Raw genomic sequence first — 22,624 nt, 5'->3', positions numbered from 1 at the left:
GCGCCCCTGCATTGGCTGACGGTGCCGGGGGCGGCGGGGGCTGTCTGGACCGTTTGCGACCGATTGGCGACGGTCCCCGGCCATTGCGCCGCCTCAGTCGAGCGTTTCCTCCAGCCGGTCGGTCGCGGGGGGGGGCGCGGGGGTCAGGGCGGACAGTTCCGCGTAGAGGGCTGGCGTCATGTCCATCTCCAGCGCGGCGAGTGACGCCTCCATCTGGTCCGGGTGCGAGGCCGAGATGATCGGCGCGCTCACCGCGGGATGCGCCGCCGCCCAGGCGATGGCAAGGGCGGGCGCGCCAAGCCCGCGTTCGATCGCCAGCGCGTTCAGCGCGGTGGCCGCGGCGTGCATCCAGACTGGCCCGTATCGCGCCTGGTAGTGATCGTTCTCGGTCAGGCGGCCCGCGCCGCCGGCACTGTACTTGCCGGTCAGAAGCCCGCCGCCAAGGGGGGAATAGCTGTGCACGGTCAGCCCCTCGCTGATGGCCATGGGCAGGATCTCCACCTCGGCCTGGCGTTTGACGAGGTTGTACATCGGCTGGATCACCTCGATCCGGGGCGCGCCCAGGGCGGCGGCGCGGGCCTGGGCCTTCATCACCTGCCAGGCGGCGAAGTTCGACACGCCGAGCAGGCGGAACGCCCCTTCGCGGTGCAGCTCGGCCATCGCGCTCAGCGCCTCGTCAAGCCTGTCGTCGCCGGGATAGCGATGCAGGTAGAGGATATCGAGGTGATCCGTGCCGAGCCGCTCAAGGCTTTCGTGCACCTGCTGTTTCAGCTCCGCCCCGCTGAGGCCCGGCGCATAGCCGCACTTGGAGATCAGCACCAGGTCGTCCCGCTCCGGCGCGGCGAATTCGCCCAGCATCCGCTCGGCCCGTCCTTCGGTGTAAAGCCAGGCGGCGTCGAACAGGGTGATCCCGGCCTCGCGGGCCATGTCGTACATCTTGTGGGCGGCGGTCTCATCCGCCTTGCCGCCGAACTGCATCACGCCGAAAGCCAGCGGAGAGACGCTTTTCCCGAGTTTTTTCGCTAGGTCTTGCGTCTGCATCGTTCTGGTCCTTCAGTTGGATTGTGCCGCTGCGAAGATGGCGTATAGGGTGCCGCCATGCAATCGCGCGCGCCGTTTCTTTTCATCATCCTCACCGTTGCGCTTGACGCGATCGGGATCGGGTTGATCCTGCCGGTCATGCCGGAGCTGATCTCCGAGCTGCGCGGCGCGTCGATTTCCGACGCCGCCTTCTGGGGCGGCTGGCTGTCGTTCACCTATGCGTTCATGCAGTTCCTCTGCGGTCCCGCCCTTGGCAACCTGTCCGACCGGGTGGGTCGCCGCCCGGTGCTGATCGTGACGCTGACCTTCCTGGGCCTTGGTTACGTGATGATGGCGCTGGCCACCAGCCTGCTGGCGCTTTTCGTGGCGCGCTTCCTGGCCGGGATCACGGGGGCGACGCATGCGACGGCGGCGGCCTACCTGGCGGATATCTCGTCACGGGACAAGCGGGCGGCGAACTTCGGGCTGATCGGCGCGGCCTTCGGCGTGGGCTTCATCCTGGGCCCCGCGATCGGCGGCCTGCTGGGAGAGGTGGGGCCCCGCGCGCCCTTCATCGCGGCGGCGGCGGTGTCCTTCGCCAACGCGGCCTTCGGCTACTTCGTGCTGCCCGAAAGCCTGAAGCCGGAAAACCGCCGCGCGTTCGAGTGGCGGCGCGCCAATCCGCTGCGCGCGATCATGGCGATGAAACGCCTGCCGCAGATGGGGGGCTTGCTGGGCGCGAACTTCCTGTCGGTGGTGTCGAACTACGTCTACCCCGCGATCTGGAGCTTCTTCATCATCGAGCGTTTCGGCTGGTCCAGCGGCATGGTCGGCCTCAGCCTTGCCGCCTTCGGCGTGTCCTCGGCGGTGGTGCAGGGCTGGCTGATCCGCCGCCTGCTGCCGCGACTGGGCGAATGGCGCACGGCCGTTTTCGGGTTGTCGATGCATGTGCTCTCGCTGCTCGGGGTGGCCTTCGTGCCTGACGGCGTGGTGCTTTTCGCGCTGATGCCCGTGGCGGCGCTGGGCGCGATGGCGGGCCCGGCGGTGCAGGGCATGATGGCGAACCGGGTGTCGGACGACACGCAGGGCGAGTTGCAGGGCGTGCTGGCGGCGGTGGCGGGCATCGGGGTTATCATCAGCCCGGTGCTGATGACGGGGGTGTTCCGCGTGTTCACCGCCGACACCGCGCCCGTCTATGCGCCCGGCGCGCCCTTTGTCGTTGCGGCCCTGCTGGCGGCGGGCGCGCTGGTCCTGCTGGTGCGGGGCCGTCGCGTGGCGCCCGCCTGAAGGTTCCCGGGGGCAGGAGAAGAGCATCGTCCCACCGCGGCCGACATGCTACGCCCTTTGAAAGCCCCGCGAATATCCCGCCAGGAAACGGAGAATGCCCATGCCGCTGACCATGAACCAGGAGGTCTTCATCACCTGCGCCGTCACGGGCTCAGGCGCCACGCAGGGGCGCAGCCCCCATGTGCCGCGCAGCCCCGAGCAGATCGCCGACAGCGCCATCGCGGCGGCGCGCGCGGGGGCGGCGATCGTGCATTGCCATGTGCGCGACCCCGATACCGGCGCCCCGTCCCGCGATGGCGCGCTCTACCGCGAGGTGACCGAGCGGATCCGCGAAGCGGACACAGACGTGGTGCTGAACCTGACCGCCGGTATGGGCGGCGACCTTGTGTTCGGCGCGCCGGACACGCCGCTGCCGCTGAGACCGGGCACCGACATGATCGGGGCCGAGGCGCGCGTCGCCCATATCGACGCCTGCCGCCCGGAGATCTGCACCCTGGACTGCGGCACGATGAATTTCGCCGAGGCCGACTACGTGATGACCAACACGCCGGGCATGCTGCGCGCGATGGCGGCGCGGATGCGCGATTTCGGCGTCCGCCCGGAAATCGAGGCCTTTGACACCGGGCACCTCTGGCTAGCCAGGTCGCTGGTGGAAGAGGGGGTCATCAGGGACCCGGCGCTGGTCCAGCTGTGCATGGGCATTCCCTGGGGCGCGCCGGACGATCTGACCACCTTCCTTGCAATGGTGAACAACGTGCCGGCGGACTGGACCTGGTCGGCGTTCTCGATCGGACGCCACCAGATGCCCTATGTCGCCGCCTCGGTCCTGGCCGGGGGCAACGTGCGCGTGGGCCTCGAGGACAACCTGTGGCTCGGCAAGGGGCGGCTGGCCACGAACGAGGCGCTGGTCGCGCGCGCGGTCACCATCGTCGAGTCGCTCGGCGCGCGGGTCCTCGGCCCGGACGAGGTGCGCACCCGGCTGAACCTGACCCGGCAGGCGCCGGTATGAGCGCCCCGCGTGTTGCCGCGATCATCGGCGGCGGGGTGATCGGCGGCGGCTGGGCGGCGCGCTTCCTGCTCAACGGCTGGGACGTGCGCGTCTTCGATCCCGCCCCCGACGCCAAGGCGCGGCTGGACGCGGTGCTGGCCCATGCCCGGCGCAGCCTGCCGATGCTTTATGACCACGCCCTGCCGGATGAGGGGCGGCTGACATGGGCCGACAGTATCGCGGCGGCTGTCGAGGGGGCCGACTGGGTGCAGGAAAGCGTGCCCGAGCGGCTGGACCTGAAAGCGCAAACTTATGCCGAGATCGAGGCGGCGGCGGGCGCGGACACGCTGATCGGCTCGTCCACCTCGGGTTTTCGCCCGTCCGAGCTGCGCCGGGGGCTGCGCCATCCAGCGCGGCTGATGGTGGCGCATCCGTTCAACCCGGTCTACCTGCTGCCGCTGGTCGAGCTGGTGCCCGGCGACGCGGGCGAGCGGGGCCTGACGGACGCAGCCTGCGCCATCTTGCGCGGGATCGGCATGCACCCGCTGGTCGTGCGCAAGGAAATCGATGCGCATATCGCGGACCGCCTGCTCGAATCCGTCTGGCGAGAGGCGCTCTGGCTGGTGCGCGACGGCGTCGCGACCACGGCAGAGATCGACGACGCCATCCGGCTGGGCTTCGGGCTGCGCTGGGGGCAGATGGGCCTGTTCGAGACCTATCGCATCGGCGGCGGCCCGGCGGGAATGCGCCACTTCCTCGCCCAGTTCGGCCCGGCCCTCGCCTGGCCGTGGAGCAGGCTGACGGATGTGCCCGAGTATACCGACGAGCTGGTCGAGCTGATCGCCAGCCAGTCCGACGCGCAATCCGGTCACCTGACCCCCCACGCGCTGGAAACCTTGCGCGACGACAACCTGGTCGCGATGATCCGCGCGCTGAAACCCCGCGGCGTGGCGGCGGGCGGCGTCGTCGCCGCGCATGAGGTCCCCCACGTCCACCAGCCCGAGGCGGGCGGTCCCCTGCAAACGGTGCGGCGCACGGTGCCGGTGGACTGGACCGACTACAACGGGCACATGAACGAAAGCCGCTACGGGCAGGTCTATTCCGACGCCGCCGACGCGGTGCTCGCGCATGTCGGGGCGGATGCCGCCTACGTGGCCGGGGGCTTCAGCTTCTTCACCGCGGAAATCACCATCCGCTACCGGGCGGAGGCGCTGGCGGGCGACAGGATCCACGTGGAAACCACCGTCCTGCAAGCCGAGGGGAAGAAGCTGCGCCTTGCCCATCGGATGCTGCGCGACGGCGTGCTGCTGTCCGAGGCGGAGCAGTTCCTGCTGCACGTTGACCTCGGCACCCGCAAATCCTGTGCCCCGCCGCCCGAGTTGGCCGCGCGGCTGGCGACACTGCGCACGTCCACGGGGGACGGCGCGGGGACCATGGGCTAGCCGAGTTCCAGCGTCATCACCGCGTGGAAGGGGGGCGGCGTGCTCTCGGGCGGTGTACCGGTGTACATCCGCGCCGTCTCGAACACGGGGCCGAAGCCTTCGCCGGTGGCCAGCCCGCTGAGGGCCGTGCAGGTTTCGGGGATATCGACGAAGACCGGGCGATCCTGCCCCGGAAACGGCGTGGCGCGCAGCAGCGTCAGCGCTGCCTCGGCGTCGGGCGCGAAAAGCGGGCCGATCTTCACCCCTTCGCCGCAGCGCCTGTAGGTGGCCGCAGCCCTGTCGTTCAGGATCAGCGTCCGCCGCGTCGGGGTGCCCGCGAACCAGGCCCGGGCATAAGCCTCGCGCGTCAGGCCGGATGCGGCCCGGTCCAGGTCGAGCAGCAGCGCCATGTCCGCCGCCTCCGCCGGGCGCAGCGCGGTGGCGGACGCCGCCTGCGGCTGGCCCCGGTAGCGGATCGTGCGCCCGGTGCCCGAAAAGCCCGAGCGGCGATAGTTGTCCTGCTGGTCCGGCACCCCGTCCAACCCGACGCAACGTGTCCCGGCGTGGCGGATGGCGTCCTGCCACAAGGCCAGCCCATGCCCTTGCCCGCGAAATGCGGGGCGGCAGATGTAGAGCCCGAGGAACGCGAAATCCGCGCTGTGATTGACGACGGAGATGGCGGCCGCCGGCTCTCCGTCGACGATGTTCAGGAAGAAGCCCCCGGGATCGGCGGCGAAGAAGGCGTCCGCATCGTCAAGGCCGGGGTTCCACCCCTCCTCGGCGGCCCAGCCGAGCACCATGGCAAGGTCGTCCCGGGTCATTCCTGTGATCGGCATCGCGGCTCCTTCGCGGGTGGTCTTGTCGTCCGGGCGCAAGATTTCCCCAATCGGCGGTTCCGCGCAAGAGCGGGCTGGCGGCATCGCGCGTCGTGAGTCATACTCACGCGAGATGTGCTCACCCGAAAGCGGATCAGATGGTTCGACGCCACTACGGCCTGCCCCCGATGACCACGCTCGTCGCCTTCGAGGTGGCGGCGCGGCACGCGAGTTTCAAGCGCGCGGCGGCAGAGCTGAACGTGACGCCGGGCGCCGTCAGCCACCAGATCCGGGCGCTGGAACAGGAACTGGGCGTGCCCCTGTTCGAGCGGGTGCATCGCGGTGTCGCCCTGTCGGAAGCGGGGTTGGAGTTGTTCGGTGTGATGCGCAACAGCCTGTCCGGCATCGCCGGCACGGTGGAGCGTATTCGCCAGCAGGGCCAGGACCGGGCACTTGTGGTGGGGGCGACGACGGCCGTCGCCGCGCTGTGGCTGACGCCGCGCATCACCGGATTCTGGCGCGAACACCCCGAGGTCGGGATCAACCAGATCCTGTCCGACAGCCGCGAGCGTACCGGCCCCGCGGCCGACCTGCGGATCGTCTACGGGCGGGACAAAAACTCGAAACACCAGTACCACAAGCTGTTTCAGGACCGGCTCGTCCCGCTGGCCGCGCCCGGTTTCGTCGCCGCGACGCCGAAGCCTGACCTCACGGCGCTGGCCGGGTTGCCGCTGATCCACCTGAACGCCGAGGATCAGAACTGGACGACCTGGTCCAGCTGGTTCGCCGAATTCGGCTACCACGGCCCGCTGGCGCGCGGGGCCCGGGTAAACAACTACATGATCGCCCTGCAAGCCGCGCAGGACGGCGCCGGCGTGGTGCTGGGCTGGCAGCGGCTTGTCAGCCCCCTGTTGGCAGTCGGCGCGCTGGAGGTGCTCGGCTCCTACAGCATGGCGGCCCCGAACAGTTTTCACATCGAGCGTGCCGAAGGCCCGGCCGAGCATCCCTCGGCCGGGGTGTTCCAGCGCTGGCTGCTGGACAGCGTCAGCACTCTCCGGTGAATCAAGCTCACCCGACGCGGTAGAATTATTGATCTTGAGCGACCGACGCCCTTGCGCAACGCTGCTCCATGAAGCGGCGTTGCGCGAAAAAGGGGGGCGTCCAATGAATATTCACTCCGACACTGTCCAGACAGAGCTTGATCCCGTCCTGGCACCGTTGAACCGGGCACGTGGCCTGCCCAACGCGCATTACATCAGCGAGGCGCTGTTCGAGGAGGAAAAGCGCGCCGTCCTGTTCGCCAACTGGTCCGGCGTGGGGTTCGGCAAGGACATCCCTGAGCCGGGCGACGCGAAGCCGGTCGATTTCCTCGGCATGCCGATCCTGCTGGTGCGCGATCACGACGGCTCTATCGGGGTGTTCCAGAACACCTGCCGCCACCGGGGCATGATCCTGGTGGAGGAGCCGACGAAAATCCGGGGCGCGATCCGCTGCCCCTATCACAGCTGGTGCTATACGCTGGGGGGCAAGCTGCGCACCACGCCCCACGTCGGCGGGCCGGGGCGCAACACCCATGAGGACGTGGACCGCGACAAGCTTGGCCTGTTCCGCATCCGCTCGCACGTGTGGCACGACGTGATCTTCGTGAACGTCAGCGGTGACGCGCCCAGCTTCGAGGAGGCGCATTCCGACCTGCTGGCGCGCTGGGCGGCGTTCGAGCAGCCGATGTATCACGGCGGCACCACGTCCTCCTTCAAGCTGGAGGTGGCGACGAACTGGAAGCTGGCGGTCGAAAACTACTGCGAGAGTTATCACCTGCCCTGGGTGCATCCGGGGCTGAACAGCTATTCCCGGCTGGAGGATCACTACAACATCGACGACTCCCCCGACTTCTCGGGACAGGGCACGCTGGTCTATCGCCAGCTGCGGACCGAGGATGGGCGCGCCTTTCCCGATTTCGACGGGCTGGACGCGAAATGGGACGAGGGCGCGGAATATGTCGCCGTCTATCCCAACGTGCTGATGGGCGTGCACCGTGACCACTTTTACGCCATCGTTCTGGAGCCGGTGGATTGCGGCCACACGGTTGAGCATATCGAGATCTACTACGCCGAGGATCACACCGACGTCACCCATACCGACGGGATGCGCGCGGCGAACGCGAAGCTCTGGCAGACCGTGTTCGAAGAGGATGTCTTCGTGGTCGAAGGCATGCAGCGCGGGCGACGCGGGGCGCTGTTTGACGGCGGCAAATTCTCGCCCGCGATGGATGGGCCGACCCATGCGTTCCACCGTTGGGTGGCGACGCAGATGACCAAGCCGCGCCAGGGGTAGGGGCGATGCAGGCCGCCGCCCTGGACCGCGCGCTGCTTCAGGCCCATGCCGTGGGCGACCCGGTGGCGCTGGCGCGGCTCTACACCCTGGCCGGTGACCTGGCGGAGGCGCGCGGCGACATCGATGCGGCCTGTTTCTACCTGACGCACGCCTTCGTCTTCGCGTTGCAGGCGGGAAGCGCGGACAGCGGCACACTCAACCACCGCCTATGGCAACACGGCCGCGAAGAGCCCTGCCTGCAGGAGCATATGACTTGAAGACCCACGCGCAGGCTGTCGTGATCGGGGGCGGCGTGATCGGCTGCTCGATCCTTTATCATCTTACGAAACTCGGCTGGCGCGACGTGGTGCTGCTGGAACGGGACGAGCTCACCTCCGGCTCGACCTGGCACGCGGCGGCGAACATCCACGGGCTGCACGACACCAACAACATTACCCGTATTCAGAACTACACCATGGACCTGTACAACGCGCTGGAGGCGGAGACGGGCCAAAGTTGCGGCGTGTTCCAGCCCGGCTCGCTCTACCTTGCGCAGACGGAGGCGCGCGAACACCAGCTGCGCCTGCAGGCGGCCAAGGCGAAGTACTACGGGCTGAAGTTCCACGAGATCACCCGCGACGAGGCGGAGCGGTTGCATCCGCTGGTGGATTTCGACGGCGTGCGCTGCATCATGTTCGAATCCTCGGGCGGGAACGTGGACCCGTCGGGCGTGACGGCGGCCTATGCTGCCGGGGCGCGCCAGAACGGGGCGGACATCCACCGCTTCACCCCCGTGACCGGGACCGAGGCGCAGGCGGATGGCACCTGGATCGTGCGCACGACCAAGGGCGATATCCGCACGGAGGTGGTGGTGAATGCCGCTGGCCTGTGGGGGCGGGAGGTGGCGGCGATGGCGGGGATCGAGCTGCCGCTGCTGCCCACCGAACACCAGTATTTCGTGACCGAAACGATCCCGGAAATCGCCGCGCTGGGCCGACGCTTGCCATCGGTCGCGGATCGGGACGGGGAATACTACCTGCGCCAGGAAGGGCAGGGCCTGCTTGTCGGCGCCTATGAGAAGGACGTGCGCTTCTGGGCCGAGGACGGCACGCCGCAGGGCTTTGGCCACGAGCTGTTCGCCGACGACCTGGAGCGGATCGAGGACAACATGATGCGCGCGATCGACCGCGTTCCGGCGGTGGGCGAGGCGGGGATCAAGCGGGTGATCAACGGCCCGATGATCTGGTCGCCCGACGCCAACGCGCTGTTCGGCCCGGTGCCGGAGCTGAAGGGCTATTTCTGCTGCAACGGCATCATCCCCGGCTTTTCTCAGTCCGGCGGGCTTGGCGCGCTGACGGCCGAGTGGATCGTGACGGGGGAGCCGCACCTGGACATGTTCCCCTGGGACCTGGCGCGCTTCGGACCTTGGGCGGATCGCAAGTTCACCAAGGCCCGGGTGGGGGATCAGTACGCCAACCGCTTTTCGATCCATTTCCCGAACGAGGAACGCAGCGCGGGCCGCCCCACACGCGTCCGCCCGGTTTACGAGGCGCAGCGCGACAGGGGCGCGGTCTTTGGCCTGAACGCGGGGTGGGAGCACCCGTTGTGGTTTGCCGATACCCCCGGCGCGATGGAAACCAACGGGTTCACGCGCCAGAACTGGTTCGAGCCGGTTGGCGCGGAATGCCGGATGCTGCGGGAGCGCGCCGGGATCATCGATATCTCGAACTTCGCGAAATACAGCGTGACCGGGCCGGGGGCCGAGGACTGGCTGAACGCGATCTTCGCGAACCGGATGCCGCGCGCGGTGGGCCGGTCCTGCCTGACGCCGCTGATCGGCGTGCGCGGCGGCATCGCGGGGGATTTCACCGTGACGCGGCTGGGGGAGGAGGTGTTCCTGATCGTCGGCTCCGGCATGGCGGAGCGCTATCATCTGCGCTTCTTCAACGCCGTGCCACGCCCCGAGGGGGTGCGGTTCGAGAGTTGGACGGAGGCGATGTGCGGCTTCAACGTGGCGGGCCCCGCGTCCCGCGCGATGTTGCAGGGGATAACCAACGCTTCGCTTGCGACGGCGGAGTTTCCCTTCATGCGCTCGGCCAAAATCACGCTGGCCGGGGTGGAGGTGATCGCGCTGCGCGTCTCCTTCACCGGGGATCTGGGCTGGGAGCTGCATTGCGCCACGTCCGATCAGGCGCGGCTTTACGCGGCGCTGATCGAGGCGGGCAAGCGCCATGGCGCGGGCCCGGTGGGCAGCCGCGCGCTGATGTCGCTGAGGATCGAGAAGGGCTACGGCTCCTGGTCGCGCGAATACAGCCCCGAGTACTGGCCGCAGGAGGTGGGGCTGGACCGGCTGATCAAGCTGGACAAGGATTTCCTGAACAAGCCCGCCTACGTGGCGCTGAAGGACACGCCCGCGCGCGAGCACCTGTGCCTGATCGAGGTGACGGACGTCGACGGGGCGGACGCCAACGGGGGCGAACCGATCTTCAGCCCCGACGGGGCGGCGCTGGGGCGCGTCACCTCCGGCACCTACGGCTACACGGTGGGCAAGTCGCTGGCGCTGGGCTTTTTGAAGGACCCGACGCCCGGCACGGCGGTGGACGTGATGATCCTGGGCCGCCCCCATCGCGGCGTGGTGCTGGCCGAGCCGCCCTTCGATCCGGCGGGCGAACGGCTCAGGGCGTAAGCTGCGCTTTTGCGTCGGCGGCGCTGGCGTAGGGGCAGTAATAGACGTGCCCCGCGTCCGCCGCCTGCGGGCCGGGGCGCTCCGCCGCGCATTCGGGGCGCGCGATGGGACAGCGGGTGCGGAACACGCAGCCCGAGGGCGGCGCGAGGGGGGAGGGGAGGTCGCCCTCGATCACCTGGCGCTGGCGCTGCGCCTCGATCTTGGGATCGGGAATCGGGACGGAGGCGATCAGCGCCTGCGTGTAGGGGTGGCGCGGTGTGCGGATCAGGGGCCTTGAGGGCGCAAGCTCCATCAGGCGGCCCAGGTACATCACCGCGATCCGGTCAGAGATGTGTTTCACCACGCTCAGGTCATGGGCGATGAAGATCATCGACAGGCCCATGTCCTTCTGGATGTCCTTCAACAGGTTCACCACCTGCGCCTGCACCGATACGTCCAGCGCGCTGACGGGTTCGTCGCAGATCACCAGTTTCGGCTTCAGGATCAGGGCGCGGGCGATGCCGATGCGCTGGCATTGCCCGCCGGAAAACTCGTGCGGGTAGCGGTTGACGAGGTTGGGCAGCAGGCCCACGCGCTCCATCATCTCGCCCACGCGGGCCTTCACCTCGGCCTTCGGTGTGTCCGGCGCGTGGGTGATCAGCGGCTCGGCGATGATCTGGCCCACGGTCATGCGCGGGTTCAGCGCGGCCAGCGGGTCCTGGAAGATCATCTGAACGTCGCGCCGGTGCCGCCGCCGCGCCGCCGGGGCCAGGGCCAGCAGGTCCTGCCCCTGCCACATCACCTTGCCCCCGGTTGCCGGGATGGTGCCCACGATGGCGCGCGCCAGCGTCGACTTGCCGGAACCGGATTCGCCCACCACGCCAAGGGTTTCGCCCATGCCCAGCGTGAAGCTCATGTCGGACACTGCGCTGAGCTTCAGCGGCGGCGTCCATGGCCAGGCGTTGCGGGGGCGGACGTGGAAGGTCACGTCGAGGTGTTCGACGCTGAGAAGGGGTGCGTCGCTCATGAAACCTCCTCCCTTGGGGCGTGGCAGGCGCGGTGGCGGGCGGTATCGAAGGGGTCGAGCGCGGGGCGCTGGTCTGCGCAGATGTCCCGCGCAAGGGCGCAGCGGGGCGAGAAGGGGCAACCCCGGGGCAGGCGCAGCATGTCGGGTGGCTCCCCCGCGATGGAGCGCAGCGCGTCGTCGTCCCGATCGAGGCGTGGCACCGCGTCCAGCAGCCCGGCGGTATAGGGGTGGGAGGGCGCGTCGAACAGCGCCCCGGTCGGGCCGCTTTCCATGATCTGCCCGCCGTACATCACCAGCGTGCGCGCGCAGGCCCCGGCGACGATGCCGAGGTCATGGGTGATCAGGATCAGCGCGGTGCCGAAGTCCCGCCGGATATCGCTGAGCAGGTCCATGATCTGCGCCTGCACGGTGACGTCCAGCGCGGTCGTCGGCTCATCCGCGATCAGCAGGCGCGGCTGGCAGAGCAGGGCCATGGCGATCATCACCCGTTGGCGCATTCCGCCGGAAAATTCATGCGGAAACATGGTGATGCGGTTCTTCGCGTCCGGGATGCGCACCGCGTCCAGCATGCGGATGCATTCCGCGCGCGCCGCGCGGCGCGACATGCCCTTGTGGAGTTGCAATACCTCGGCCATCTGGTCGGACACGCGCATGTAGGGATTGAGCGACGTCATCGGGTCCTGGAAGATCATCGCGATCTGGTTGGCGCGCACGGTGTTCAGCGCCGCATCCGACAGCCCGAGCAGGGAGGTGCCGTCGAAACGCACCTCTCCGCTCGCGCGGCCGTTGCGTGCCAGGAGGCCCATGATGGCAAAGGCGGTCTGGCTTTTGCCGGAGCCGGATTCGCCCACGATGGCGACGGTTTCCCCCGCATCGAGCGAGAAGCTGACCCCGTTCAGCGCGCTGACCGCGCCGTCGGCGGTGTCGAAACTGACGCACAGGTTCTGTACCTCCAGCAGCGCCATGCTCAGCGGTCCTTCGGGTCGAGCGCGTCGCGCAGCCCGTCGCCGACAAAGAAGAAGGAAAACAGCGTGATAACGAAGAAAAACAGGGGAAATCCCAGTTGCCAGAGCGTGCCGTACTGCATCTGGCCCGCGCCGTCGTTGATGAGCGCCCCCCAGGAGGTGGCGGGTTCCTGCACGCCGAGCCCGAGGAAGCTGACGAAGGATTCGAAGATGATCATGTTGGGCACCAGAAGCGTGGCATAGACGATAACGACGCCCAGCAGGTTCGGGACGATATGGCGCAGGATGATCGTATGCGTGCGCACGCCCGTGGCGATGGCGGCTTCCACGAACTCCTTGTTCTTGATGCTGAGCGTCTGGCCGCGCACGATTCGCGCCATGTCGAGCCAGGAAATCAGCCCGATGCCGATGAACAGCATCAGGAACGAGCGGCCGAACATCACCAGCAGCACGATCAGCACGAACATGTAGGGCACGGCAATCAGCACATCGACGATGCGCATCATCACGCTGTCCACCCGCCCGCCGAGGTAGCCCGCCGTCGCCCCGTAGAGGGTGCCCACGACCACCGCGACCAGCGCGCCGACGATGCCCACCATCAGCGAGACCTGCGTGCCCTGCACCGTGCGCGCGAAGAGGTCGCGCCCCAGCTCGTCCACGCCGAAGTAGTGGCCGTTGTAGAGCGAAGGCGCGCCGAGCTCGGCCACGTTGCCGAGCATGGACCAGTCGATCTCCTCGTTCGACCAGGCGGCGGCGAGGTGGCCCAAGAGCGCGAAGAGCCCCACGGCGATCAGCACGACGAGGCTGGCGACGGCGGCGCGGTTGCGCAGGAAGCGCCGCCGCGCGTCGGCCCAGAGCGAGCGGCCCTTGATCGGGGCGCTCGCGAGCCCTTGGGCGGCGGTGCGGTTGAGGATCAGCGCCATCTGGGGACACCTGCGCTTGTTGCGGCGGGGGGAGCGAGGGGCCGGCCCCTCGCGCTCCCCGGAGTATTTCGGGAGTAAAGTGGGGGAGGGTTCATGTCAGAGCCTGATTTTCGGGTCGATCCAGGCGTAGATCACGTCCACGGCCAGGTTGAAGAGGATGGTGAGCACGCCGGTCAGGATGGTGATGCCCATGATGATGGAATAGTCGCGGTTGAAGGCGGCGTTCACGAGGAACATGCCGATGCCGCCCGTCGAGAAGTAGATGTCGATCACCACCGAGCCGGTGATCATGCCCACGAAGGTCGGCCCGAGGTAGGAGATCACCGGTAGCAGCGCGGGTTTCAGCGCGTGGCGGATCACCACGCGGCGCATCGGCAGCCCCTTGGCGCGGGCGGTGCGGATGAAGTTGGCGTTCAGCGTTTCCAGCATGGAGGAGCGGGTGAGCCGCGCGATGGAGGCCATGTAGCTGGTGGAGAGCGCGATCACCGGCATCACGAGGTAGGGCCAGGCGCCCCCTTGCCAGCCCCCGCCTGGCAGCCAGCCGAGCCAGAGCGTGAAGACCAGCACCAGGATCGGGGCCATGACGAAGTTCGGCAGCACCTGCGCGCCGACGGTGACGCCCACGGCGAGGTAGTCGAGCCAGGAGTTGTGGTAGATCGCGGCAAGCACGCCGAGCGTGATGCCCACCACCGCCGCCACGACGAAGGACCAGAAACCGTAGGTTAGCGTCACCGGGAAGCCCTGGCGGATGATGTCGGCGACGCTGCGGTCCTTGTAGAGGAACGACGGGCCGAAATCGAAGGCGAAGACGACGCCGCTGACGTAGCGCCAGAGCTGCACGAGGAAGGGCTGGTCGAGGCCGTATTTCGCCTCGAGGTTTGCCATCACTTCCGGCGGGAGGGCGCGCTCGGTCGTGAAGGGCGTGCCGGGCGCGGAATACATCAGGATGAAGGAGATGACGATCAGCGCGAGGATCGTCGGGATGGCGACGGCAAGACGGCGCAGGATGAAGCTTGTCATGAAGGGCCCCCCGGAACCGGGGTGCGGGCAGGGTCAGGCCCCGCCCGCACCTTTGATCGTATCACTCGGTGGCGACGCGATAGTGGTTCTTGGAGTACCAGTTGTTTTCGACGTTGTTCAGCGGCCAACCCTCGATGTCGTCCTTGAGCATGAAGGTGTTGGCGTAGTGGTAGATCGGCGCGATGGCCATTTCGTCGGCGAGGATCTGCTCCACCTCGGTGTAGAGGGGCTGGGGGTTGTCCGTGGTCTTGGACTCGGCCATCAGCTCGTCCACCCGGGCGTTGGAATACTTGCCGTCGTTCGCGCCGTGGGTGGTGGTGACGAGGTCGAGGAAGGTCGACGCCTCGTTGTAGTCGCCGCACCAGGCGGATCGCGCCACGTCGAATTCCTGGTTGCCGCGGATATCGAGGTAGGTTTTCCACTCGAAGTTGGCGAGTTCCGTTTCGACGCCCAGTTTCTGCTTCCACATCTGGCTGACCACGGTGGCGATCTGCTTGTGGGATTCGGAGGTGTTGTAGATCAGCTTCAGCTTCAACGCGTCGACGCCGGCCTCGGCCATCAGTTCCTTCGCCTTTGCGTCACGCTCGGCCTGGGTCCAGGTGCCGTAGTCGATGTCGGGCATCGTGAAGCCCGCCGTCGCGGGGTGGGCGAAGTTGTAGGCACCGGTCTGCCCGCCCTTCAGCACCTGCTCGACGATCACGTCCCGGTCGATCGCCATGGACAGGGCCTTGCGCACGTTGACGTCCTGCAGCGCGGGGTTGCCGCTGTCGGTGAAGTTGAAGGCGTAGTAGTAGGAGCACAGGCGCGGCACGGAGGTCGCCTCGTCCGGGTAGTCCGCCTTCAGGGCGGGGAACTGGCCGGGGGGCAGGTCGTCCATGTAGTCGATTTCCCCGGCCAGGTAGCGGGTCAGCGCCTGGTTCGCGTCGTTGATGACAAGGCCGGTGACCTTTTCCAGGATCACGTTGTCCGCATCCCAGTAGGTGTCCGACTTTTCGCGCACGTGGTATTCGCCGACCACGTGTTCCGTCAGCTTGTAGGCGCCGTTGCTGACGATGTTCTCGGGGCGGGTCCATTCCGCGCCGTGGGCCTCGATCGTGGCCTTGTGGGCGGGGAACAGCGTGGCGTAGGTGGTCATCGCCGGGAAATAGGGCAGGGGCTGTTCCAGGGTGACTTCCAGCGTGTAGTCGTCCACGGCGCGCACGCCCAGGGTATCGGGGGCGGCTTCCCCCGCCAGGATCTTGGCGGCGTTGGTGATGGAGGTCAGCTCAAGATACCAGCCATAGGGCGAGGCTGTTTCAGGGTTCACCGCGCGTTGCCAGCCGTAGACGAAGTCATGGGCGGTCACCGGGTCGCCGTTGGACCATTTCGCGTCCTGGCGCAGGGTGAAGGTGTAGGTCTTGTTGCCGTTCGACGCCTCGTAGCCGGTGGCGACGCCGGGGACGAGCTGGCCGTTTTCGTCCTGGTTCATCAGCCCTTCGAAGATGTCGCGGATCACGTGGAAGCCGACGGTTTCCTCGTTCAACTGGGGATCGAGGGTCTTGAACTCGTCCAGCAGGCGGTAGGTGAAGTCCTGGTTGTCGGCCAGCGGTTCGCCGGTCACGGGGTGGGTGCCGGCGGCGAACAGCGGCGCGGCGGTGGACAGGAACAGACCTGTCGCGGTGAGCGTCAGAATTGATCTCGTGAGCATGATGGTGATGTCCTCCTGAAGGGGTCGCGGGCCGCATTCTTCTGCGGCCTCTCTTTCCGGGGTCCCGGCCCTGTACTTGGGCTGGAGACATGAGTTCATTCTTTGCGGAAGTTTTCAAAGCGCAAGCCCCAACTGTGGTTTACCTCACGCCAAGCGCCGGGTTGCCGTGCCGGGGGCAGGAATCGGGCGTCGCGCTTGATTTGTGACCGCGCCCCGGCCACGCTTGCCCGCGGAAGACGCAGGGGAGGCGCGATCGTGCAGGACTACGTGCTGAGCGGGGAGGGGCGGCCGAAGCCGGTGAAATGGTGGGCGCCCTCGCTGCCGTCGGTCGAACTTGCGCGGCTGCGCACGCTTTCGGATCACCCGGCTACGGGGAACTTCGCGCTGTGGGTGGCGCTGCTTCTGGCCAGCGGTGCTGTGGCGTTCGCGCTCTACCCCTCGGTCTGGGCGATCCCGGCGTTCTTTATTTACGGCACGATCTATTCGTCGAGCGATGCGCGCTGGCATGAGTTGTCCCACGGCACGGTTTTCGCCAGCCCGCGGCTGAACCGCTTCTGGTACGAGATCTGCAGCTTCATGACGATCCGCGAGGCGTACCTGTGGCGCTACAGCCATACGCGGCACCACACGCACACCATCGTGCGTGGTGCGGACCCGGAAATCCAGGTGACGCGGCCCGCGCATCTGCTGCACCTGCTGATGGACGTCTTTCATTTGCGCGGCGGCACGGCGGAGATCCGGCGCATCCTGCGTCACGCCTTCATCGGCCTTGCCCCAGCGGAGGCGAGTTTTGTGCCCGAGCGGGCCCGGGCGCGGCTGGTCCGCTCGTCCCGGATCTACGTCGCGCTCTGGGCGCTGCTGATCCTGGCCTGCGTGACCTGGCGCACGCCGCTGCCGTTGCTGTTCGTGATCGGGCCGCGCTTTTATGCCGGGTGGCTGCACCAGTTGTTGGGGCTGACCCAGCACGCGGGGCTTGCCGAAAACGTCAGCGACCATCGCCTGAACACGCGCACGGTGCTGGTGAACCCGGTGTTCCGCTTTCTTTACATGAACATGAACTACCACCTGGAGCATCACGTCTCGCCCACGGTGCCCTATCACGCGCTGCCCGCGCTGCACGCGGCGATCCGCGATGAATGCCCGCCGCCCTATCCCGGCGTCTGGGCGGTCTATCGCGAGATGTTGCCGGTGCTCTGGCGTCAGGCCTTCGGAGAGCTGGAGGCGCAGGTGGCGCGGCCCCTCCCGGGGTAGGCGGGGGCGATTGGCGGCGGAATCACGCCGGATGTCGATTATGTCGAGGGTGTGATCGCATCGCCGTGCAGGGTTGCTAGGCAGACCCGTCAGAAACATGTTAAGACGGGGCGAAAGCCCTGGCGGACACAGGGCAGGGGCACCCGGAGAACCGGATCGGGGCCATGCGTATTGAGGACATCAAAGGGGTAGGGCACCATGAAACCTGCAATCTTTCTGCTATGCGCGGCGCTTGCCGTATCTGCCTGTTCGCAGGGTGAGGACATCGACGGGATCTACGGGCCGGGCGGCGCTGGCGGTGCCGGTGGCGTCGGCGGTTCGGGAACCGTCCTGGGCCCGGACGGGCGGCCGATCGAGGTTTCCTCCGTCGCCTATTTCAACCAGGTGATCGGGGACCGCGTGCAATTCGCCGTGGACCAGTCCAGCCTGTCGCCGCAGGCGATGGCGATCCTTGACCAGCAGGCCGCCTGGCTGCTGGCGCAATCCACCACCGCGATCACCATCGAAGGCCACGCGGACGAGACGGGGACGCGTGAATACAACTTCCGCCTGTCTGCGCGCCGGGCCAGCTCGGTCCGGGATTACCTGGTGGCCAAGGGGATTCCCGATGGCCGGATCTCGACCCTGCCGTTCGGCAAGGAACGCCCGCTGGCGGTCTGCTCGGATGAAAGCTGCTGGTCACGGAACCGTCGGGCGGTCACCGTCGTTACTGGTGGACTGGGCGTCTGACGGACCGTGGGGCTGAAGATGAAACTGCGTCACCTGACTTTGATCTGCGGTCTGGCACTTGCCGGGCTGCCCGCGCTGGCACAGACGCAAGCGCCGGATGCGCAGACGCTTGCGGACATCCGGATCGAGATCGGAACGCTGAAGGCTGAAATCGAGTCCCTGCGCAATGAGCTTGTCGCCGGCGATCCGGCGGTGACCGGCGTCACCAACACGGCCCCCGTGCTTACCCGTGTGGACCAGATCGAGGAAGAACTCCGCCGCCTGACCGGCCAGGCGGAGGAGTTGCGCTTTCGCATCGACAAGATCGTCCAGGACGGCACCAACCGGATCGGTGACCTGGAATTCCGCCTGTTGGAGCTTGAGGGCGGCGACTACAGCACCCTTGGCGAAACCCGCCCCCTCGGCAGCGATGCGCCCGCGCCGTTGGAAAGCGGCACGGAAAATGGCGCCGGGGTCGAGGCAGGCGCCCAGACCCTGCCGCCGGGCCCGCCCAGCGGCGACGTGCGCCCCGTGGTCCGCCCCGGGAACCTGGGTGAGGTCAGCGCCTCCGCGCCCGCGGGCGAGGCGGTGCTCGCTGCCCCGATGGAAAGCGTGACGCTTGAAAGCGCGCCCGTGGGCGATCCCGCCAGCGCGCCGCCCGCGGCCCTGCCGGGATCGGGCGAGATCGGGCTTGAGACCGGGACGGCTGCGGGTAATGCCACGTCCCCCGCCGCTCCGGCGGACAGCCTGCCACTTCCGGCGTCGGAGATGTTTGCGGCGGCGCTCAACACCTTCACCTCGGGCGATTACGCCGGGGCGGAGCAGGCGTTCACCCGCTATCTTGAAACCTACCCCGCCGCCGAACGTGGGGGCGAGGCGACCTATTGGCGGGGCGAGGCCTTGGCCGCGCAGAACAACTGGAACGCCGCGGCACGCAACTACCTCGACAGTTTTTCCGGCGCGCCGGAGGGGCCGAAAGCGCCCGACGCGCTCTATCGCCTCGGCGTTGCGCTGGGGCGTCTCGGCCAGACCGACGAAGCCTGCCTGACGCTGGAGCAGGTGACCGCGCGCTTCCCGTCGCTTCCGGCGGACCTGTCGGCGCGCACCGCCTCCGAACAGCGGGCGCTGGGCTGTAGCTGAGCCGATGCTGGAGGCGCTGCATCGCTGGATGCACGACGCCGCCCCCGCCGACGGGCCCATCGGGGTTGCGGTGTCTGGAGGCGGCGATTCCGTTGCGTTGATGCTGCTGTTGCATGACTGGGCCGCGACCACAGGGCGCGCGCTGCATGTCGCGACAGTGGACCACGGGCTGCGTCCCGAAAGCGCGGCCGAGGCTGACCTCGTGGCCGCGCGCGCCGCGCGCCTGGGATTGCCACACCAAACCCTGCAATGGTCGGGCGCACCGCAAGGCAACCTTCAGGACGCCGCGCGGCAGGCGCGCACGGAGCTTCTGGCGGACTGGGCGGGCAAACGAGGGCTGGCCGCCGTCGCCCTCGGACATACCAGGGACGACCAGGCCGAAACCCTGCTGCTGCGCCTTGCGCGCGGCTCTGGCATCGACGGGCTTTCTGCAATGGCGCCGGTGTCCCGGCGGGCCGGTGTGACATGGCTGCGCCCCCTGCTGGGCCAGCGCCGGCAGGCATTGCGCGACTGGCTGAGCGCGCGGGGGGAGGCTTGGGTCGACGACCCCTCCAACACGGATCCACGCTTCGATCGCGTGCGCATGCGCGCCCTGTTGCCCGCGTTGGAGGACCTCGGCCTCGGGGTGGAGCGGCTGGCGGGCACCGCGGACAAGCTGCGCCGCGCCCGCCATGCGCTAGAGCGGGCGACAGCCGAGGCGGCGGCGCGCGTCATCCGCCCGCTGCCCGTGGGCGCGCTGGAACTGGACCGGCCCGCGTACCGAGACTGCCCGGCAGAAATCCGCCTGCGGCTGCTGGCAAGCGCGCTCTGCTGGATCGGATCCGCCCCCTACCGGCCTCGCCTGAAGGCGCTGGAAGACATCGACAAGGGCCTGACATCCCCCGATGACCTGCCTGCGCGGGGCTTGCATGGCTGTCTCGTGCAGGGGCGCGGCGCGACGGCGCTGATCACCCGCGAACCGGCGGCCTGCGGCCCCCCGGTGCGCAGCGGCGCGGTCTGGGACGGCGCATGGCGCACCGGCCCGTCCGGGTCCGGCCTGACCGTCGCCCCTCTGGGCGAGGCGGGGCTGCGCCAACTGCCCGACTGGCGCGAGGCGGGGCTGCCGAGAGCGGCGCTTTTGCCCTCACCCGCGTTCTGGCGGGCGGACGCGCTGATTGCCGCACCCTTTGCAATGCGCAGCGAAGGCTGTCATGTTAGTAGGGTTATTGACTGGACGACGGCGGTCGCCGGAACGCCAGACCGTTGAAACCTTGGTAACTCAGCTTATGTAGCCAAGCACTATTCCGCCTTAGGCCGACTGCCGGCCGAAGCCTTTAGGAGACCCCGTGGGTAACTCGAAAAACATCTTCTTCTGGGTCATCGTGTTCGTTCTCATGATGGCGCTCTTCAACGTGTTCTCGAACGGCGGACCGGCCCAATCGGCGCGCGACATCAGCTATTCGCAGTTCCTCGACTCGGTCGAGGCGGGGCAGGTCTCCTCGGTCCGGCTCGATGGCGAGAATGTGATCATCAAGACGGCGGACAACACCACGCTGCAAACCGTCCAGCCGCGCAACGCGGACCCGCTGCCGCAACTGCGCGAAGCGGGCGTGAACATCGAAGTTGTGCCGCAGGAGCAGTCGACCTTCATGGCGACGCTCAGCCTGTGGCTGCCGTTCCTGCTGCTGATCGGTGTGTGGATCTTCTTCATGAACCGCATGCAGGGCGGCGGCAAAGGCGGCGCGATGGGCTTTGGCAAGTCCAAGGCGAAGCTGCTGACCGAAAAGTCCGGCAAGGTGACCTTCGACGATGTCGCCGGCATCGACGAGGCCAAGGAAGAGCTTGAAGAGATTGTCGAATTCCTGCGCGACCCGCAGAAGTTCAGCCGCCTGGGCGGCAAGATCCCGAAAGGCGCGCTGCTGGTCGGCCCTCCGGGCACCGGTAAGACGCTGCTCGCGCGCGCCATCGCGGGCGAAGCGGGCGTGCCCTTCTTCACCATCTCCGGCTCGGACTTCGTCGAGATGTTCGTCGGCGTCGGCGCGAGCCGCGTGCGCGACATGTTCGAACAGGCCAAGAAGAACGCCCCCTGTATCGTCTTCATCGATGAAATCGACGCCGTGGGCCGGCACCGTGGCGCAGGCTACGGAGGCGGCAACGACGAGCGTGAGCAGACCCTGAACCAGCTGCTGGTGGAGATGGACGGTTTCGAGGCGAACGAAGGCGTGATCCTTCTGGCCGCCACCAACCGCCCCGACGTGCTGGACCCGGCCCTGCTGCGCCCGGGCCGCTTCGACCGCCAGGTGCAGGTGACGAACCCTGACATCAACGGACGCAAGAAGATCCTCGAAGTTCACGCGCGCAAGGTGCCTCTTGGCCCGGACGTGGACCTGCGCATCATCGCGCGCGGCACGCCCGGCTTTTCCGGTGCGGACCTGGCGAACCTTGTGAATGAATCTGCCCTGATGGCGGCGCGCACCGGCAAGCGATTCGTCACGATGGAGGATTTCGAGAACGCCAAGGACAAGGTGATGATGGGGGCGGAGCGCCGCTCCATGGTCATGTCCGACGATGAGCGCAAGCTGACCGCCTATCACGAGGCGGGCCATGCTGTCGTCGGCCTGAACGTCCCCCAGCACGACCCGATCCACAAGGCGACGATCATTCCCCGTGGCCGCGCGCTTGGCCTGGTGCTGAGCCTGCCGGAACGCGACCAGCTCTCCGTCACCAAGACCAAGTACAAGAGCCAGATCGCCATGGCGATGGGCGGCAAGGTGGCCGAGGAACTGACCTTCGGGCCGGAAAATGTAACCTCCGGCGCGGCGTCGGACATCCAGCAGGTCAGCCGGATCGCCCGCGCGATGGTGACCCGCTTTGGCATGTCCGAAACCCTGGGCAACATCGACTACGCGAACGAACAGTTCAGCTATCTCGGCCCGCAGCAGGGCGGCGTCCAGGCCGGCCCCGACACGCAGGAGGCGATCGACCAGGAAGTCCGCCGCCTGGTGGACGAGGGCTACGAAACCGCCAAGCGCATCCTGACCGAGAAGTCGGACGACCTGAAGCGCCTGGCCGAAGGGCTGCTGGAGTACGAAACGCTGACCGGCTCCGAGATCACCCGCGTGATCGCGGGCGAGGCGCTGACCCGTGGCGACGACAGCGACGACGACGCCCAGGACAATTCCGGTACGCCCAGCATCGCGGCAATCCCGAAGACGGGCCGCCCGAAGCGCAAGCCGGCGGCGGAAGACGGCGGGATGGAACCCGAACCGACCTGACCTCCGCCCGGTACTTTCGTGCCGCTCAGGACAAATGAAACCCGGGCCCCGCGCCCGGGTTTTTTCGTTGGGCCGCCCGCGCCGGTTCCGCGGCCCCCGCCTGCCGGATCGCCGGCCGCCCCGGCGGGTGATCCGCCTTG

Annotated in this window: 19 protein-coding genes; 12 read left to right on the top strand and 7 right to left on the bottom strand. The window is 67.9% G+C overall.

All coding sequences use genetic code 11. The features are described from left to right. Nucleotides 1-93 precede the first annotated feature (93 nt). Complete coding sequence (locus DJ029_RS07065) at nt 94-1,041, bottom strand: aldo/keto reductase (protein ID WP_112321649.1); 948 nt, start codon at nt 1,039-1,041, stop codon at nt 94-96. Nucleotides 1,042-1,098: 57 nt separating this feature from the next. Between DJ029_RS07065 and DJ029_RS07060 the strand changes: the two genes are divergently transcribed. The 3 genes from DJ029_RS07060 to DJ029_RS07050 all read left to right on the top strand — a co-directional run bounded on the left by DJ029_RS07060 (nt 1,099) and on the right by DJ029_RS07050 (nt 4,737). Beyond that, on the top strand, nt 1,099-2,307 hold the full coding sequence (locus DJ029_RS07060; protein ID WP_112321648.1) for a TCR/Tet family MFS transporter: 1,209 nt from the start codon (nt 1,099-1,101) through the stop codon (nt 2,305-2,307). Between the two features lie 100 nt (nt 2,308-2,407). After that, nucleotides 2,408-3,316: a 3-dehydrocarnitine:acetyl-CoA trimethylamine transferase BcoG gene (bcoG, locus tag DJ029_RS07055; RefSeq protein ID WP_112321647.1), complete on the top strand. Its 909-nt coding sequence runs from the start codon at nt 2,408-2,410 to the stop codon at nt 3,314-3,316. Beyond that, nucleotides 3,313-4,737, top strand: coding sequence for a carnitine 3-dehydrogenase (locus DJ029_RS07050; RefSeq protein ID WP_112321646.1), 1,425 nt, complete (start codon nt 3,313-3,315; stop codon nt 4,735-4,737). Before bcoG ends, DJ029_RS07050 begins: the two co-directional genes overlap by 4 nt. Here the strand turns inward: DJ029_RS07050 and DJ029_RS07045 are convergent. Beyond that, nucleotides 4,734-5,552: a GNAT family N-acetyltransferase gene (locus DJ029_RS07045; RefSeq protein WP_112321645.1), complete on the bottom strand. Its 819-nt coding sequence runs from the start codon at nt 5,550-5,552 to the stop codon at nt 4,734-4,736. The genes DJ029_RS07050 and DJ029_RS07045 overlap by 4 nt on opposite strands. Before the next feature lie 137 nt (nt 5,553-5,689). Between DJ029_RS07045 and DJ029_RS07040 the strand changes: the two genes are divergently transcribed. From DJ029_RS07040 to DJ029_RS07025, 4 genes are all read left to right on the top strand, one after another. Then, entirely contained in the window at nt 5,690-6,592 is a 903-nt protein-coding gene (locus tag DJ029_RS07040) for a LysR substrate-binding domain-containing protein (protein ID WP_112321644.1), read from the top strand. A gap of 103 nt (nt 6,593-6,695) precedes the next feature. Beyond that, nucleotides 6,696-7,865, top strand: coding sequence for an aromatic ring-hydroxylating oxygenase subunit alpha (locus DJ029_RS07035; protein ID WP_112321643.1), 1,170 nt, complete (start codon nt 6,696-6,698; stop codon nt 7,863-7,865). A gap of 5 nt (nt 7,866-7,870) precedes the next feature. After that, nucleotides 7,871-8,122, top strand: coding sequence for a hypothetical protein (locus tag DJ029_RS07030; protein ID WP_112321642.1), 252 nt, complete (start codon nt 7,871-7,873; stop codon nt 8,120-8,122). Further along, nucleotides 8,119-10,530 (top strand): GcvT family protein, encoded by a 2,412-nt coding sequence (locus DJ029_RS07025; protein WP_112321641.1) that lies wholly within the window; start codon nt 8,119-8,121, stop codon nt 10,528-10,530. Before DJ029_RS07030 ends, DJ029_RS07025 begins: the two co-directional genes overlap by 4 nt. Here DJ029_RS07025 and DJ029_RS07020 read toward each other — a convergent pair. The 5 genes from DJ029_RS07020 to DJ029_RS07000 all read right to left on the bottom strand — a co-directional run bounded on the left by DJ029_RS07020 (nt 10,520) and on the right by DJ029_RS07000 (nt 16,131). Continuing rightward, nucleotides 10,520-11,536: an oligopeptide/dipeptide ABC transporter ATP-binding protein gene (locus tag DJ029_RS07020; RefSeq protein WP_112321640.1), complete on the bottom strand. Its 1,017-nt coding sequence runs from the start codon at nt 11,534-11,536 to the stop codon at nt 10,520-10,522. The genes DJ029_RS07025 and DJ029_RS07020 overlap by 11 nt on opposite strands. Then, nucleotides 11,533-12,501: an oligopeptide/dipeptide ABC transporter ATP-binding protein gene (locus DJ029_RS07015; protein ID WP_112321639.1), complete on the bottom strand. Its 969-nt coding sequence runs from the start codon at nt 12,499-12,501 to the stop codon at nt 11,533-11,535. Before DJ029_RS07015 ends, DJ029_RS07020 begins: the two co-directional genes overlap by 4 nt. 2 nt (nt 12,502-12,503) lie before the next feature. Continuing rightward, nucleotides 12,504-13,424 (bottom strand): ABC transporter permease subunit, encoded by a 921-nt coding sequence (locus DJ029_RS07010; protein WP_112321638.1) that lies wholly within the window; start codon nt 13,422-13,424, stop codon nt 12,504-12,506. A gap of 96 nt (nt 13,425-13,520) precedes the next feature. Next, entirely contained in the window at nt 13,521-14,444 is a 924-nt protein-coding gene (oppB, locus tag DJ029_RS07005; RefSeq protein ID WP_112321637.1) for an oligopeptide ABC transporter permease OppB, read from the bottom strand. A 61-nt stretch (nt 14,445-14,505) separates the two neighbouring features. Further along, nucleotides 14,506-16,131, bottom strand: a complete 1,626-nt coding sequence (locus DJ029_RS07000) for a peptide ABC transporter substrate-binding protein (protein WP_112321636.1) — start codon at nt 16,129-16,131, stop codon at nt 14,506-14,508. 255 nt (nt 16,132-16,386) lie between these two features. On the opposite strand from DJ029_RS07000, the gene DJ029_RS06995 reads away from it, so the two are divergent. The 5 genes from DJ029_RS06995 to ftsH all read left to right on the top strand — a co-directional run bounded on the left by DJ029_RS06995 (nt 16,387) and on the right by ftsH (nt 22,484). Next, nucleotides 16,387-17,382, top strand: coding sequence for a fatty acid desaturase (locus DJ029_RS06995; RefSeq protein WP_198671075.1), 996 nt, complete (start codon nt 16,387-16,389; stop codon nt 17,380-17,382). 198 nt (nt 17,383-17,580) lie between these two features. Further along, on the top strand, nt 17,581-18,111 hold the full coding sequence (locus DJ029_RS06990) for an OmpA family protein (protein WP_112321635.1): 531 nt from the start codon (nt 17,581-17,583) through the stop codon (nt 18,109-18,111). Between the two features lie 18 nt (nt 18,112-18,129). After that, on the top strand, nt 18,130-19,230 hold the full coding sequence (gene ybgF / locus DJ029_RS21925; protein WP_198671074.1) for a tol-pal system protein YbgF: 1,101 nt from the start codon (nt 18,130-18,132) through the stop codon (nt 19,228-19,230). A 4-nt stretch (nt 19,231-19,234) separates the two neighbouring features. Beyond that, nucleotides 19,235-20,476, top strand: coding sequence for a tRNA lysidine(34) synthetase TilS (tilS, locus tag DJ029_RS06980; protein WP_112321634.1), 1,242 nt, complete (start codon nt 19,235-19,237; stop codon nt 20,474-20,476). 79 nt (nt 20,477-20,555) lie between these two features. After that, on the top strand, nt 20,556-22,484 hold the full coding sequence (gene ftsH, locus DJ029_RS06975; RefSeq protein ID WP_112321633.1) for an ATP-dependent zinc metalloprotease FtsH: 1,929 nt from the start codon (nt 20,556-20,558) through the stop codon (nt 22,482-22,484). Nucleotides 22,485-22,624: the final 140 nt, after the last annotated feature.

The sequence above is a fragment of the Oceanibium sediminis genome, from assembly GCF_003265325.1.
Lineage (GTDB): Bacteria > Pseudomonadota > Alphaproteobacteria > Rhodobacterales > Rhodobacteraceae > Halovulum > Halovulum sediminis.
The sequence above is the reverse complement of the archived record's forward strand: the minus strand, read 5'-3'. Positions and strand labels throughout refer to the sequence as shown.